The 14,061-nt window shown below is 73.1% G+C and carries 11 protein-coding genes and 1 pseudogene; 6 read left to right on the top strand and 6 right to left on the bottom strand.

Translation table 11 applies throughout. From position 1 onward, the window contains the following. The first annotated feature begins 39 nt into the window (after nucleotides 1–39). A complete protein-coding gene (locus tag ACZ6WH_RS37070) occupies nucleotides 40–1,653 on the top strand; it encodes an AMP-binding protein (RefSeq protein ID WP_469734318.1) in 1,614 nt (537 codons plus the stop codon). Between the two features lie 52 nt (nucleotides 1,654–1,705). Continuing rightward, nucleotides 1,706–2,566 (top strand): PaaX family transcriptional regulator, encoded by an 861-nt coding sequence (locus tag ACZ6WH_RS37065; RefSeq protein WP_469734316.1) that lies wholly within the window; start codon nucleotides 1,706–1,708, stop codon nucleotides 2,564–2,566. Between the two features lie 489 nt (nucleotides 2,567–3,055). On the opposite strand, the gene ACZ6WH_RS37060 is transcribed toward ACZ6WH_RS37065, so the two are convergent. Further along, a complete protein-coding gene (locus ACZ6WH_RS37060; RefSeq protein ID WP_361567583.1) occupies nucleotides 3,056–3,820 on the bottom strand; it encodes an HAD family hydrolase in 765 nt (254 codons plus the stop codon). Nucleotides 3,821–4,335: 515 nt separating this feature from the next. Here ACZ6WH_RS37060 and ACZ6WH_RS37055 point away from each other — a divergent pair. Then, nucleotides 4,336–5,046, top strand: coding sequence for a TetR family transcriptional regulator (locus ACZ6WH_RS37055; RefSeq protein WP_469734314.1), 711 nt, complete (start codon nucleotides 4,336–4,338; stop codon nucleotides 5,044–5,046). A gap of 414 nt (nucleotides 5,047–5,460) precedes the next feature. Here the strand turns inward: ACZ6WH_RS37055 and ACZ6WH_RS37050 are convergent, their stop codons facing one another. Continuing rightward, nucleotides 5,461–6,480, bottom strand: a complete 1,020-nt coding sequence (locus ACZ6WH_RS37050; RefSeq protein ID WP_432859592.1) for an MDR family NADP-dependent oxidoreductase — start codon at nucleotides 6,478–6,480, stop codon at nucleotides 5,461–5,463. A gap of 254 nt (nucleotides 6,481–6,734) precedes the next feature. Between ACZ6WH_RS37050 and ACZ6WH_RS37045 the strand changes: the two genes are divergently transcribed. Together ACZ6WH_RS37045 and ACZ6WH_RS37040 are read left to right on the top strand one after the other, a co-directional pair. Then, the gene (locus ACZ6WH_RS37045; RefSeq protein ID WP_432859590.1) at nucleotides 6,735–7,331 is read left to right on the top strand and encodes a ScbR family autoregulator-binding transcription factor; all 597 of its coding nucleotides are present in this window, start codon (nucleotides 6,735–6,737) and stop codon (nucleotides 7,329–7,331) included. Nucleotides 7,332–7,568: 237 nt separating this feature from the next. After that, the gene (locus tag ACZ6WH_RS37040; protein ID WP_469734311.1) at nucleotides 7,569–8,552 is read left to right on the top strand and encodes a ScbA/BarX family gamma-butyrolactone biosynthesis protein; all 984 of its coding nucleotides are present in this window, start codon (nucleotides 7,569–7,571) and stop codon (nucleotides 8,550–8,552) included. Between the two features lie 34 nt (nucleotides 8,553–8,586). On the opposite strand, the gene ACZ6WH_RS37035 is transcribed toward ACZ6WH_RS37040, so the two are convergent. After that, a complete protein-coding gene (locus ACZ6WH_RS37035; protein WP_469734309.1) occupies nucleotides 8,587–10,956 on the bottom strand; it encodes an oxidoreductase in 2,370 nt (789 codons plus the stop codon). Beyond that, on the bottom strand, nucleotides 10,953–11,780 hold the full coding sequence (locus tag ACZ6WH_RS37030; protein WP_469734307.1) for an enoyl-CoA hydratase family protein: 828 nt from the start codon (nucleotides 11,778–11,780) through the stop codon (nucleotides 10,953–10,955). Before ACZ6WH_RS37030 ends, ACZ6WH_RS37035 begins: the two co-directional genes overlap by 4 nt. Before the next feature lie 198 nt (nucleotides 11,781–11,978). On the opposite strand from ACZ6WH_RS37030, the gene ACZ6WH_RS37025 reads away from it, so the two are divergent. Then, nucleotides 11,979–12,404, top strand: a complete 426-nt coding sequence (locus tag ACZ6WH_RS37025) for an ATP-binding protein (protein ID WP_469734305.1) — start codon at nucleotides 11,979–11,981, stop codon at nucleotides 12,402–12,404. Nucleotides 12,405–12,591: 187 nt separating this feature from the next. Here ACZ6WH_RS37025 and ACZ6WH_RS37020 read toward each other — a convergent pair. Further along, nucleotides 12,592–12,819 (bottom strand): annotated as a pseudogene (locus ACZ6WH_RS37020) (amino acid permease C-terminal domain-containing protein); the annotation flags it as partial. Nucleotides 12,820–12,873: 54 nt separating this feature from the next. After that, entirely contained in the window at nucleotides 12,874–13,878 is a 1,005-nt protein-coding gene (gene argF, locus ACZ6WH_RS37015) for an ornithine carbamoyltransferase (protein ID WP_469734303.1), read from the bottom strand. Nucleotides 13,879–14,061 lie beyond the last annotated feature (183 nt).

Here is a 14,061-nt window from a genome sequence, read left to right as displayed (position 1 = left end):
GGACACCACGGCCGAGCGTCACGAGGGGGCGCATGCGTCATGGATCTCCAGCCAACGGCCCACACCGACACCTTCGCCCGCGACCATCTCCCGCCACCCGCGCAATGGCCCCTGCTGGCCGATGCGGGCTACCCGCCCCGGCTCAACTGCGGTACGGAGCTGCTGGACGGCTCCCTGCGCCGATTCGGGGCCGGCCGGCCCGCCGTACGCCACGGTGACGGCACGGTCTGGACGTACGAGGACCTGCGCGCCCACGTCAACCGGCTCGCCCATGCGCTGACCGACGACCTCGGGGTGCGGCCCGGCGAACGGGTCCTGCTGCGCGGCCCCACCTCGCCCGAACTGGCCGCCTGCTGGCTTGCCGTGATGAAGGCCGGCGCGATCGCCGTGACCGTGCCGGCCGCGCAGCGCGCCCACGAACTGGCCACCCTCTGCGACATCGCGCGGGTACGCCACGCGGTGTGCGACATACGGACGGTGGACGACCTCACCAAGGCCGGGGTGCCCGGCCTCGCGGTCACCGCGTACGGCGGCGGGGGCCCCGACGACCTGCTGCGCCGGGCCACCGGCAAGCCCGTCGACTATCCCGCGGTGGACACCGCGGCCGACGACGTCGCCCTGATCGCCTTCACCTCCGGCACCACGGGCCGCCCCAAGGGCTGCATGCACTTCCACCGCGACGTGCTCGCCATCGCCGACACCTTCTCGGCGCACGTGCTGCGGCCCGAGCCGGACGACGTCTTCGCCGGCACCCCGCCACTGGGCTTCACCTTCGGCCTCGGCGGGCTCGTCGTCTTCCCGCTGCGGGCCGGGGCCTCCACCCTGCTCACCGAGCCCGGCGGCGCCCGCGGACTGCTGCGGCACATCGGGACCCACCGCGTCTCCGTCCTGTTCACCGCGCCCACCGCCTACCGCGCGATGCTGCCCGAGCTGGCCGGACACGACGTCACCTCGCTGCGCCGGTGCGTCTCGGCGGGCGAGAACCTGCCCGCCGCCACCTGGCACGCCTGGCACGCCGCGACCGGCCTGCGGCTCATCAACGGCATCGGCGCGACGGAGATGCTGCACATCTTCCTCTCCGCCGCCGACGAGCGCGCCCGTCCGGGCGTCACCGGGGTGCCGGTGCCGGGGTACGAGGCCCGGGTGGTGGACGCGGCGGGCCGGCCCGCGCCGGACGGCGAGCCGGGGCTGCTGGCGGTGCGCGGCCCGACCGGCTGCCGCTACCTCGCCGACCCGCGCCAGCAGGAGTACGTACGGGACGGCTGGAACCTCACCGGCGACACCTACGTGCGCGAGGCGGACGGGTACTTCCGTTACGTCGCACGCGCCGACGACATGATCATCTCGTCCGGGTACAACATCGCCGGGCCCGAGGTCGAGGAGGCACTGCTGCGGCATCCGGCCGTGACCGAGGCGGCCGTGGTGGGCCGGCCCGACACGGACCGCGGACAGGTCGTCGTCGCCCATGTGGTGCTCGGCCCCGGCCTCCCCCGTACGGAGGAAACCGTCGACGCCCTACGGGAGTTCACCAAGGCCGAGATCGCGCCCTACAAGTGCCCGCGCGAGTTCGTCTTCCACGACGCGCTGCCCCGGACACCGACCGGCAAACTCCAGCGCTTCCGGCTGCGCGCGCCGGTTCGGGAAGTGCCTTGAAGCAGCGCCACCGGGCGCCCGGGGCTCCGGCGGCACGACTTAGAGTGACGGCGTGAGTGACCCGCAGCCGCAGCGCACCCCACGGTCCCTGATCGTCACCTTCTACGGCGCGTACGGACGCGACGCGAAGGGCGCGCCGCTGGGCCCCGTACCGGTGGCCGCGCTGATCACACTGCTGGGCGTGGCGGGCGTCGACCCGCCGTCGGTGCGCTCGGCGGTCTCCCGGCTGAAGCGCCGCGGACTGCTGGTGCCCGCGCGCACGTCGTCGGGGGCCGCGGGGTACGCGCTGTCGGCGGACGCCCGCGAGCTGCTGGCCGACGGCGACCGGCGGATCTACGGACGGCCCACGCCGCGCGCGAGCGACGGCTGGGTGCTCGCGGTGTTCTCCGTCCCCGAGGAGGAGCGCCACAAGCGGCACCTGCTGCGCTCCCGGCTGGCCCGGCTCGGCTTCGGTACCGCGGCGCCGGGCGTATGGATCGCCCCGGGGCACCTGTACGAGGAGACCCGGCACGTCCTGCGCCGCCTCCAGCTCGACCCGTACGTGGACCTCTTCACCGGCGCGCACGCCGGCTTCGCGCCGACGGTGGAGGCGGTGGCCCGCTGGTGGGACCTGCCAGCGATCGCCGCCCGGCACCGCGCGTTCCTCGACGCCCACGAGCCGGTGCTCGGGCGCTGGAGCCGCCGGCGCAGCACGGACCTCGAAGCGGCGTACCACGACTACCTGATGGCGCTGGACGCCTGGCGTCGTCTGCCGTACGCCGATCCCGGCCTGCCCGCTGCGTTGCTGCCGGAGGACTGGCCGGGCGGCCACGCGGCCGCCGTCTTCGGCCGTCTCCACCGCCGGCTGCACGCGGCGGGCGCGGAGTTCGTGAGCGGGGCACTGGGCGAGCGGGGGACGACGGGCCCGGAGTGAGCGCCGTGTGACGGCCCCGCAGGGTCGTGCGTACGCGGTCGGCTGGTCGGTTGACCGGTCGGCTGGTTCGTCGGCTGGTCGGTCGGCCGGGTTCCTCGTACGGGTACGGGCCGGGGCCCGGCGAGCCGGCCGCCGCATGGGGGGCCGGCGTGCCGCGCAGCTGAACGGCCGCGGGTGGCGGGGCTTTCCGCCGTGGACACGCCGTGCGGAGCAGGCGTTGACGGTCGGGTGACGAGCACCGGTGACGGTCCGGCGCCGACCGCCGCGGACGGACGGGCGGACGGACGGGCGGACGGGCGGACGGCGAGCGCATCGGGCCCCTGCGGGCAGGGGTCGTGCAGGGCCGCGTCTTCCGGACGCGCGGCCCTCGACGGGTGCCTCCTGGGTGTCGGTGCGGCCGCAGGGCGACGGGCGCCGACGGCGCGGGACGGGCCCCGTCCGGCGCCGGGAGCGCGGTACCAAGGTGTGCGCTCCATGCATGGGCGCGCTTCAGCGCATCCGCGGGTACCCCGCGGCCATTTCGACCGGGCGGGGGCGGGAGGCCGCCACCGCGGCGACCACGTCCCGGAAGGAGCTGCACATCCGGGTGCCGGCCACCGCGGCCAGCTCGCCGAAGCGGCCGACGCCGTAGGTGACGGCGATCGGGGCCATGTGGGCGGTGACGGCCATCCGCATGTCGCCGACGGTGTCGCCCACGTAGGCGCTCTCGCGCGGCGAGACGCCGAGCTGTGCGACGGCGCGCAGCGCCATCTCCGGGTGCGGCTTGCCGCGCCGCACCATGTCGTGGCAGATGACCGGGCCGACCAGGTCGCGGATGCCCATCACGTCCAGCAGCGCCTCGGCGCTGCGCGAGACCTTGGAGGTGGCGACGGCCAGTTCTATGCCGTGCGCGCGCAGCGCCGACAGCCCCGAGGAGACGCCCGGGAACAGCAGACGCGGTCCCTCGCGGAGCACTTCGTGGGCGAACAGTTCGCGATAGCGATTCATCGCGGTGAGCACCGCCTCGTCCGTCTCGGGACGGCCGAGCAGCTGCCCGAACGCGGCCGGGGCCGGCTTGCCGACCGCGGCGGCCGCCTGTCGCGGGGTCACCCGGCGGCCCTGTTCGGCGACCACCTTCGACAGCAGCCGGCCGATGGCGGGCAGCGTGTCGGCGAGGGTGCCGTCCAAGTCGAAAACGACCGCCCGGATCGGGACCGTACCGGCACCCCGCGGCGCCCCCCCGATGCCTTCGCCGACGTCCGCTGAATCGCGCATTGCTCGATACCTTTCCGATGCGTTGACGGGCCGGTCGGAGTCCGCGACTCCCGCCGGCCGCGGGGGAATCAAATCGATGGCATGTGTGAAGTGTGAAACGGTTCCGTCGCTCCGCAACGCCGCGGGGGCCTGGCAGAGAAGCGTTACAACGGCTTTCATGGAGGCAACGCGTCCCGTTGCTCGCCTTTGCAGATTTAAAAACCGCCTGCGCTGTTTGTCAATGCGCTGAGCCACACCTCACACACAACCCGTACACGGCCGCAACGTCTGAGGCGCCCGGGACGAGCCACTGTCACCTGCGTCACACCGCGCGGATCATGGGGGTGTGGCTTCGGCCACTGCCGCCCGGGCGGAGCGGCCGGTATCGGCGCCTGTTCGAAACGAGTCGTACGATATTGAAACCGCATGGTTGGTTTTCTCTATAGTCTTTGACCATCGAACCACCGAGCCGATGGCCCGCCCGGCGGCCCAGCGGCTCGACCGGCCCCGGCCGGACGAGAGACAGGACGGACACAGTGCCCACGCAGCACCGCGCGATCCAGAGCCGCCAGGCGCTCATCCGCTCGGCCGCCCAGAGCTTCATCGACAAGGGCGTCTCCGCGTCCGGCATGGTCGACATCAGCCGGCGCGCGAGACTCAGCAAAGGCGCCCTCTACTTCCACTTCGAGTCCAAGGAAGAGCTGACCCTCGCCGTACGGGACGAGGCGCTCGGCGCGCTGCGCGAGCTGGAGGAACAGCTGCTGCGCGCCCCCGATCCCGTACTGAGCGCGTCCCGGGACTTCACGGTCGCCCTCCTGGAGCGGGTGGACCGGGACATCGTTGTCCGGGCCGGCCTCCAGATCCGCCCGGAGAGCGATCCCGAACCCAGCGGCGCCCGTCTGCACCGGCGGTGGTGCGCGCTCTTCCTGGAGAAGGCCGCCACCGACCGGTCGACGGGCCGGCTGCCCCTGGACACCGATCCGCAGCGGCTGGCACGGGCCCTGACCACGATGGTCGTGGGGCTGCTGGAGCTCGGCCGCGCGGACCGCACGTGGTGGAGCCGGGAGGCCGTGACGGACATGTGGCGGCAACTGGCGCCGGCCGCCCGCACGGTGCCCGCCCCCGGTGCGGGACGCGCGTTACGCGCCGCCGGTGCACCGCGCGCCGGTGCCGTACCGCAGCCCGCCCTGCGCGGCGCCGTACGCGACCCGGCCGGCTACGGGCCGCGCCGCACGCCACCGCGCTGACAGGCCACGGGGAGCGGCGCGGCCGCTCGACATCCGTAGCGCCGCCGGTATCGATACTCGTAGCGATGCACGGGTGGACACTCGCATCGACGCCCACGTGGACTCCCGAATCGACGCCCCTGCAGGCGCCCGCATCCACGCCCACGTAGGCGCCTGCATCCACGCCCACGTAGACACCCGAATCGACGCCCCCGTGGACGCTCGCATCAACGCCCACGTAGAGGCCCGTAGCGACGACGCCCACGTGCACGCTGCTCGTGCGTCCCAAGGGTGCGCACCCTCTCCGCCGTTCCTGTACGGGCGCGGTGGCCGTCGCCGGTACGACGGCCGCCGCGCCCGTGTGCCGGCGGGGCCCGGTCAGGGCGGGCTCCGCCGGCTGCCGCCCGGCCCGCCCCCCGGCGGGCCGCACGGAGCTCACAGCTCGACCAGCACCGACCCGGTGTGGTCGCCTGCCACGAGTTCGCGCAGCGCCTGCGGGGCCTGGTCCAGGCCCCGCAGGCGGCTGTGCGCGAAGATCAGCGTGCCGTCGCGCAGCCCGCGCCCGAACTCCTCGGTCCACTCCTGCACGAGGGCGTGGTGGTCCCGTACCGAGAAACCGCGCAGCGAGACCCGCCGGGAGACGATCAGCCCGGCGTCCAGCTCGACCGGCGCGGTGATCCCGTCCCCCTTGCCCAACTGCGCCGACAACGCGCCCACCAGCGCGAACCTGGCCCCCGTGCGGGCCGATTCGAGGGCCGCCGTCAGCTGCTCGCCGGCCACCATGTCCAGCAGGACGTCGATGCCGTTGGGTGCTGCGCGGCGCAGCTGCTCACCGATCGGCCCGGCGCCGCGCAGCACCACCTCGTCGTAGCCCAGCTCCTTCACCAGGTACTCGGCCTTGCGCTCGGAGCCCGTGGAGCCGATGACCCGGCGCGCCCCCAGGCGCCGGGCGATCTGGCCCGCGATGCTGCCGACGCCGCCGGCCGCGCCCGTGATGAACACGGTGTCGCCGGGGCGGACCTGCGCGATGTGCACGAGGGCGCCCCAGGCGGTGGCGCCCTGCGAGAGGTGGGCCGCCGGGTCCGGCAGCGCGTCGGGGTCGATGCGGTGGGCCCGCGCCGCGTCCACCAGGGCGTACTCCCGCCAGCCGAGGTCGTGCCGGACGAGGTCGCCGGGCGCGAAGCCGCCGCCGGGCGCCTCGACCACCTCGCCGATCGCCGCGCCCCACAGCGCGCGGCCGGGCAGGAACGACGGCATGGGCAGGTCGGCCGAGCCCATCATCGTGCGCATGGCCGCGGTCACGGCCATGACGCGGTTGCGTACGAGCACCGTGCCCGGAACCGGCACCGGGATCGGCGCGTCGGCCACCGTGAAGTGGTCCGGGGTCAGGGCGCCGTCGGCGCGTTCCGCGAGGCGGACTTCACGGTGGGTCGTGGGATGGACGGGCGCGGCCATGGGGGGAGGCTCCTGGGGGTAGAGGGCTGCCGGGACGCGGTCCCGACCGCACGCGCCGCGTCCGGGATCGCCGGCCGACGGCTGGTAAGCGGTACGACCGGAACGAAGCTTTCCCAAATCTCCACGACAGATCAATACCGTCTGGTTGGATTATTGTTTGCACCGTCAATAGAATTCGGCCAGATCCGCTGAAGGCGGACCGCATCCACGAGCGAACACGCGGAGGACGGCCGGTGGCCAAGCAGGAACGGGCAGTGCGGACTCGACAGGCCGTCCTCGTGGCGGCGGCCGAGGTCATCGGCGAGCGCGGTTACGAAGCGGCCACCATCGCGGAGATCATCCAGCGGGCCCAGGTGACCAAGGGGGCGCTGTACTTCCACTTCCCGTCGAAGGACGCCCTGGCCCGCGCGGTCATCGCGGAACAGACGGAGATGCTGGTGCCCCCGCCGAGCGAGTCGCGGGTGCAGGACGTCATCGACTTCAGCCACCAGGTGGCGCAGGCGCTGCGCGAGGACCCGGTGCTGCAGGCCGGCACCCGCATCGCGGTGGAGACCACCTTCAACTCCGAGCCGCTGGTGCCGTACCAGGACTGGATCGACATCGTGACCCGGATGTTCACCGAGGCGCACGAGCGCGGGGAGCTGCTGTCGGCGGTGAACCCGGCGAAGGCCGCGGAGTTCCTGGTGTCCGCGTACATGGGCGTACAGCTCTTCTCGCAGGCCGTCACTAACCGCGCCGACCTGCACGAGCGCGTCACCAACCTGTGGCGGCACATCCTGCCGGGGCTGGCCCCGCCGGGAGCCATGAGTCATCTGGACCCCGGCGGCCGATGGATGCGCCGCGCAGCCTGACCTGTCCCCCCCTTCCGACGGCGGCCTCCGGCCGCCGTTTTTCGTTGCCCCGGGCAACCCGCCGTCCCGTGCGGCACGGCCGAAAACGGCTCTGACTCCATCCATGTACGTCACACGTAACACTTCTAGCCAAAGTTTCACTCTGAGACACTAGAAAACAAACCAGCCGGTTCGTATCTTGGGGCGGCAGGCGCTGAGTACGGGCGCACTCCGCGCCCGCCCAGGGAAGGAACCCGCATGACCGTCGTTCTGACCGTGCCGCCCCCCATGCCCGGCAGACGCACCGCGCCCGCGGGGTACGACGCAGACCTCACCCCTCTACGGGCACTGACCACCACGGTCCCCCGGGAGTACGTCCACCGCAGCGCGGTCACCGAGGTGTTCCTCACCGGCTGGCGCGGCGACGGCACCGACGCCTGGACCGTCGACGCCCAATGGCCGCGCGCCCACAGCTTCTACGGCCCCGCGTACGGACTGCACGACCCCGTGATGATGGTGGAGACCGCGCGCCAGGCCGGCCTCCTCCTCAACCACGTCGGACACGGCGTGCCGCTGGGCCACGCGGTGATCTGGGGCAGCGTGCGGTACACCGTCGCCCCCGAGGCCCTGAAGGTCGCCGGCACGCCCGCCGACGTCGAAGTCCGCGTGCGCGACCACGACGCCGTCCGCCGGGGCAACCGGCTGTCCGGCATGCGGCAGACCTTCGACGCCTACCGGGACGGCCGGCGCCTGGGACGCACCGAGTGCACCTTCACCTGCCAGACCCCGGCCGTCTACCGGCGACTGCGCGGCCCGTACGCCGACCTCGACCACGCCCTCGCGCGCGTGCTCCCGCCGGCCGAGCCCCTCCGCCCGGCACTGGTCGGCCGGGACCGGGAGGCCGACGTGGTGCTCTCCCCCGCCGACGAGACCGGCCGGTGGCGGCTGCGCACCGACATCACGCACCCGGTGCTCTTCGACCACCCCGTGGACCACGTACCCGGCATGCTGCTGGTGGAGGCCGCACGGCAGGCCGCGTACGCCACCGTCGGGCCCGGCCGGTGGGCGGCCACGGCGATGGACTGCTCCTTCGCCCGCTACGCCGAGCTGGACGCGCCCACGTGGATACGCGCCCGGGCACTGGGCCCGGACTCGGCCGGCCTGCCCCGCGTGGCGATACGGGCAGAACACCACGGCCACCCGGTCTTCACCGCCACGGTGACCTGCGCGCCGGTCTCCTGAGGCGCCGCTCCGCCCGGTCCGTCCGCCGGGCGTCTCAGCTTCCCAGTGAGAGCCGCTGCTTGGGCCCGTCCGTCCGCCCCGTGGGCGGGGTGCGGCTGCCCGCGCGGTACGGCGCCGGCCACGGCGCTCCGGGGCCGGCATACCCCTGTTCCGCGGCGGCGTGCAGGGTCCAGTGCGGATCGTAGAGGTGCGGCCGGGCCAGCGCGCACAGGTCGGCGCGCCCGGCGAGGACGAGCGAATTGACGTCGTCCCACGACGAAATGGCACCGACGGCGATCACCGGAATTCCCACCACGTTGCGGATGCGATCAGCGAACGGCGTCTGGTACGAGCGCCCGAACGCGGGCTGTTCGTCGGTCACGACCTGCCCCGTGGAGACGTCGACGGCATCGGCCCCGTGCGCGGCGAAGGCCCGCGCGATCTCCACCGCGTCCTCGGCCGTGGTCCCGCCGTCGGCCCAGTCCGTCGCGGAGATCCGTACGGTCATCGGCCGCCCCTCCGGCCAGACGGCACGCACCGCGTCGAAGACCTCCAGCGGGAAACGCAGCCGCCCTTCGAGGTCTCCGCCGTAGGCGTCCGTGCGGTGGTTGGTGAGCGGCGAGAGGAAGCCGGAGAGCAGATAGCCGTGCGCACAGTGCAGTTCGAGCAGGTCGAAGCCGGCGCGCGCGGCCCGCTCCGCGGCGCGTACGAAGTCCTGCCGTACGCCGGCCAGTTCCTCGGGCGTGAGGGCGTGCGGTATCTGATTGACGCCCGTGCGGTACGGCAGCGCGGAGGCGGCCACCACCGGCCAGTTGCCCTCCGGGAGCGGCCGGTCGATGCCCTCCCACATCAGCCGGGTGGAGCCCTTGCGGCCCGAGTGGCCGAGCTGCACACCGATCGCGGTGCCGGGCGCACCGGTGTGGACGAAGTCGGTGACCCGGCGCCAGGCGGCCTCGTGCTCCGGCGCGTACAACCCCGTGCACCCCGGCGTAATACGGCCCTGGCGGCTGACGCAGACCATCTCCGTCATCACCAGGCCCGCGCCGCCGAGTGCCCGTGCGCCGAGGTGGACGAGGTGGAAGTCGCCCGGCGTGCCGTCGCCGGCGGCGCTGTACATGTCCATCGGGGAGACGACGACGCGGTTGCGCAGGGTGAGGTCGCGGAGCCGGAAGGGCGTGAACATCGGCGGCGTGCCGGGCGCCACCCCGGCCTCCTGCTCGACCGCGGCCACGAACCCGGGGTCGCGCAGCCGTAGGTTGTCGTGGGTGACCCGGCGGCTGCGGGTGAGCAGGTTGAAGGCGAAGCGGCGGGGCGGCTGGTCGACGTACTGCCCGAGATTCTCGAACCACTCCAGGCTGGCGCGGGCCGCGCGCTGGGTGGACTCGACGACGGGCCGGCGCTCGGTCTCGTACGCGGTGAGCGCGTCGGGCAGCGCGGCGTGCTCCTGGAGGCAGGCGGCGAGCGCGAGGGCGTCCTCGACGGCGAGCTTGGTGCCGGAGCCGATGGAGAAGTGCGCGGTGTGCGCCGCGTCGCCGAGCAGCACGACGTTGCCGTGCGACCAGCGGGCGTTGGTGACCGTACGGAAGGCCGTCCAGGCGGAGTTGTTCGAGATCAGCGGCCGGCCGGCGAGCGAGGCCGCGAAGACCTTGGCGCACTGCTCGACGGACTCCTCGACGGGACAGGCGTCCCACCCGGCCCGCCGCCAGACGTCCTCGTGCGCCTCGACGATGACGGTGCTGGCCCCGTCCCGCGGAAGGGCGGCGCCCCCCGAAGGGGCTGCGGCATCGAGCCGGCCGCCGCCGAGGGGCGGGCGGGAGTACGGGTAGCCGTGCAGCTGCATGACCCCGTGCTCGGTCTCCGCGATCTCGAAGCGGAAGGCATCGAGGGCGAGGTCGGCGGAGAGCCAGATGTAGCGGCAGCGGTGGGTGGCGAGCCGCGGGCGGAAGACGTCGGCGTGCGCGCCGCGGGTGGCGCTGTGCACGCCGTCGGCCGCGATCACCAGGTCGTGGTCGCGGGCGAGGTCGGCCGCGGGCGGCGCCTCCGTACGGAAACGCAGCCGTACGCCGAGCTCGCGGCAACGCTCGTGCAGCAGCTGGAGGAGACGGCGGCGCCCTACGGCGGCGAAGCCGTGGCCACCGGAGGTGAGGGTGTGCCCGCGGTGCACGATGTCGATGTCGTCCCAGCGCACGTACTCGCGGCGCAGCGCTTCGTGGACCACCGGGTCGGCCTGTTCGATGCCGCCGAGGGTCTCGTCGGAGAGGACCACACCAAAACCGAACGTGTCATCGGGCGCGTTGCGCTCCCAGACCGTGACCTCGCGGGCCGGGTCCAGCCGCTTGAGCAGCACCGCCGCGTAGAGACCACCGGGGCCGCCCCCGACGACCGCGATCCGGCCGCCGGGCAGCGCCCCTCCCCCCGGGCTCATTTCCCCTGCCACTTCGGGCTGCGCTTGGTGGTGAACGCGGCATGGAACTCCGCGTAGTCCGCGCTGTTCATCAGCAGCGCCTGGGTCGCCGCGTCCATCTCGACCGCCGCCGCCAGCGGCATGTCCAGCTCGGCGGTGAGCAGCGCCTTGGTCTGGGCGTACGCGAGCGCGGGCCCGGCCGCGAGGCGGCGGGCCAGCGCGGTGGCGGCCTCGTGGGCCTTGCCCTCCTCGGCCAGCTCGCTGAGCAGCCCGATCCGCTCCGCCTCGGGGGCGCGTACGGCCTCGCCCAGCATCAGCAGCCGGGTGGCGTGCCCGAGGCCGACGACGCGGGGCAGCAGGTACGCCGCGCCCATGTCGCCGCCGGACAGGCCGACCTTGGTGAAGAGGAAGGCGAAGCGCGCGGAAGGGTCGGCGACGCGGAAGTCGGCGGCGAGCGCGAGGACGGCGCCCGCGCCGGCGGCCACGCCGTGCACGGCCGCGATCACCGGGAACGGGCACTCCCGCAGCGCCCGTACGACCTGCCCGGTCATGCGGTTGAAATCGAGCAGCTGTCCGGTGTCCATCTCCAGGGTGGCGCCGATGATCTCGTCGACGTCGCCGCCGGAGCAGAAGCCGCGGCCCTCGCCGCCGAGGACGAGGGCGCGTACGGAGCGTTCGCGGGAGAGCTCGGCGAGGAGGTCACGGAGGTCGGCGTAGGCGCCGAAGGTGAGGGAGTTCAGGGTGTCGGGGCGCGCGAGGGTGACGGTCACGACGCCGTCCTCCCTGGTCACGCGGAGGTGTTCCCATGCGTCGGTGGCGTGCGCGGAACCGGTGAACGGGCTCATGGGCGTCGGGCCCCCTAAGGCCGGAGGGCTGGTGCCTGCCTCGCGAAGCTATCACGGGGCTGTGACTGTCGTCACGAGTACGCGATAGAACTCCGCTCCCCGCCGCCCGGCATCGCCACGGTCGGTGACGAGCCGTTTGCGTCGGAGATTCGTACCGTTATAGGAGGACATCAAGCTCTCTGTGAACGGACCACAGCCTTGTCGGAGCCAGCTGCCCCGTCGTCCTGGCGGATCACGCTGCCGCACACCACAGCCGCGGTGCCGATCGCGCGTGCCCTGATCCGCAAGGCCTTCGCCGACATGCACGTGCCGGCGGACAGTGACACGGCCGAGCTGCTCACCGCCGAACTGGTCGCCAACGCGGTCGAGCACACCGCGGGCGACAAGCCGATCGAGCTGGTCATCGAGGTACTGCCGAGCGGCCACCAGCACGTCGAGGTGCACGACAACGACCCCGCGCCGGTCGAAGGGCTGGGCGATGACGCCTTCCCGGAGGCGGACCCACTGGACGAGGGCGGCCGGGGCCTGCTGCTGATCCGCACCCTCAGCGTGGACTCCGGCTACCGGCCGACCGAGCAGGGCAAGGTGGTGTGGTTCCGGCTGCCGGCGGGACCGGCGGGATGAGGGGTGAGGGCGGTTGGGGGCGGGGGCGCGGGGTTCGGTGGGGGGTTCGGTGGGCGGTGCGGTGGGGGTTATCCACAGGGGGTGAGGAGGGGTGGGCGGGGGCGGTACGGTCTGGGGAGTGCGGTGGAGGTGGGGGAGGGGCCTTACCGCTGGTGGTTGGGGAGGGAGGGGCCCATGCCAGGGAAGTTCACCCCTTCGGCGTCACTTCACCCACAGATTCCAGCGCCCCCGCCCCCTGGCCCCCGCCCCCTTGGTCCCCCGCACCCCAGCACCCCAGCCGCGAATGCCGGCGCCCGTACAGCGCGTACACCACCGCGCCGACGGCCAGGAACACGGCGACCTGCAGCCACGTCGCCGGGCCCGTGCCGTAGATCAGGTACGCGCAGAACGCGATGCCGAGCAACGGGCCGACCGGCGAGCGACACGCGTCGCCCCGACCAAGCGGGCGGCGGTGATGCGGTGGCGCGGGTCAGCGGCCCAGCGTGGCCACCATGACCGCCTTGATCGTGTGCATGCGGTTCTCCGCCTCGTCGAAGACGACGGAGTGCTCCGACTCGAACACCTCGTCCGTGACCTCCAGCGACTCCAGGCCGTGCCGGGCGTAGATCTCCCGCCCCACGGCCGTTCCCAGGTCGTGGAAGGCCGGCAGGCAGTGCAGGAACTTCACGTCGTCCTTGCCCGTGGCCCGCAGCACGTCCATCGTCACCGCGTACGGGCTGAGCAGCGCGATCCGCTCGTCCCAGACCTCCTTCGGCTCGCCCATCGACACCCAGATGTCGGTGGCGACGAAGTCCGCGCCGCGCACGCCCTCGGCGACGTCCTCGGTGAGGGTCACCCGGGCGCCGCTCCGCTCCGCCAGCTTCCGGGCGCTCGCGATCACCGACTCCTCGGGCCACAGCTTCTTCGGCGCGACGATACGGACGTCCATGCCGAGGAGGGCGCCGGTGACCAGGTAGGAGTTGCCCATGTTGTACCGGGCGTCGCCCAGGTACGCGAAGGCCAGGTCGGCCGGCTCGCGGCCGGGGCTGTGCTCGACCATGGTGAGCACGTCGGCGAGCATCTGGGTGGGGTGCCACTCGTCGGTGAGACCGTTGTAGACGGGCACGCCGGCGTGGGCCGCCAGCTCCTCGACGTTCGTCTGCGCGCTGCCCCGGTACTCGATCGCGTCGAACATCCGGCCGAGCACGCGAGCGGTGTCCTTCACCGACTCCTTGTGCCCGATCTGCGAGCCCGACGGGTCCAGGTACGTGGTGTGCGCGCCCTGGTCGGCGGCCGCCACCTCGAAGGAGCAGCGGGTGCGGGTGGAGGTCTTCTCGAAGATCAGGGCGATGTTGCGGCCCTTCAGGTGCTGCTCCTCGGTGCCCGCGCGCTTGGCGGCCTTGAGCTCCGCGGCAAGGTCGATCAGGTGGCGGAACTCCTCGGCGCTGAAGTCCAGCTCCTTGAGGAAGTGGCGGCCCGTGAGGTCAATCGCCATGGCAGGCTCCTAGGTCGCGGCGTACGGGGACGGTCGAATCGAATATTGGAAGTGTATACGACTAACCGCATTCCTATACGAAGAGTGCCTCCGGGACGGAAGCCAGGGCACCCGGACGGAATCCACGGGCACCTCCACGCCGGAGACCACAGGCAGCGCCGGGCACCGTGACAGGTGGGTACC

This window comes from Streptomyces sp. NPDC050806, from assembly GCF_055586425.1.
The sequence above is the reverse complement of the archived record's forward strand: the minus strand, read 5'-3'. Positions and strand labels throughout refer to the sequence as shown.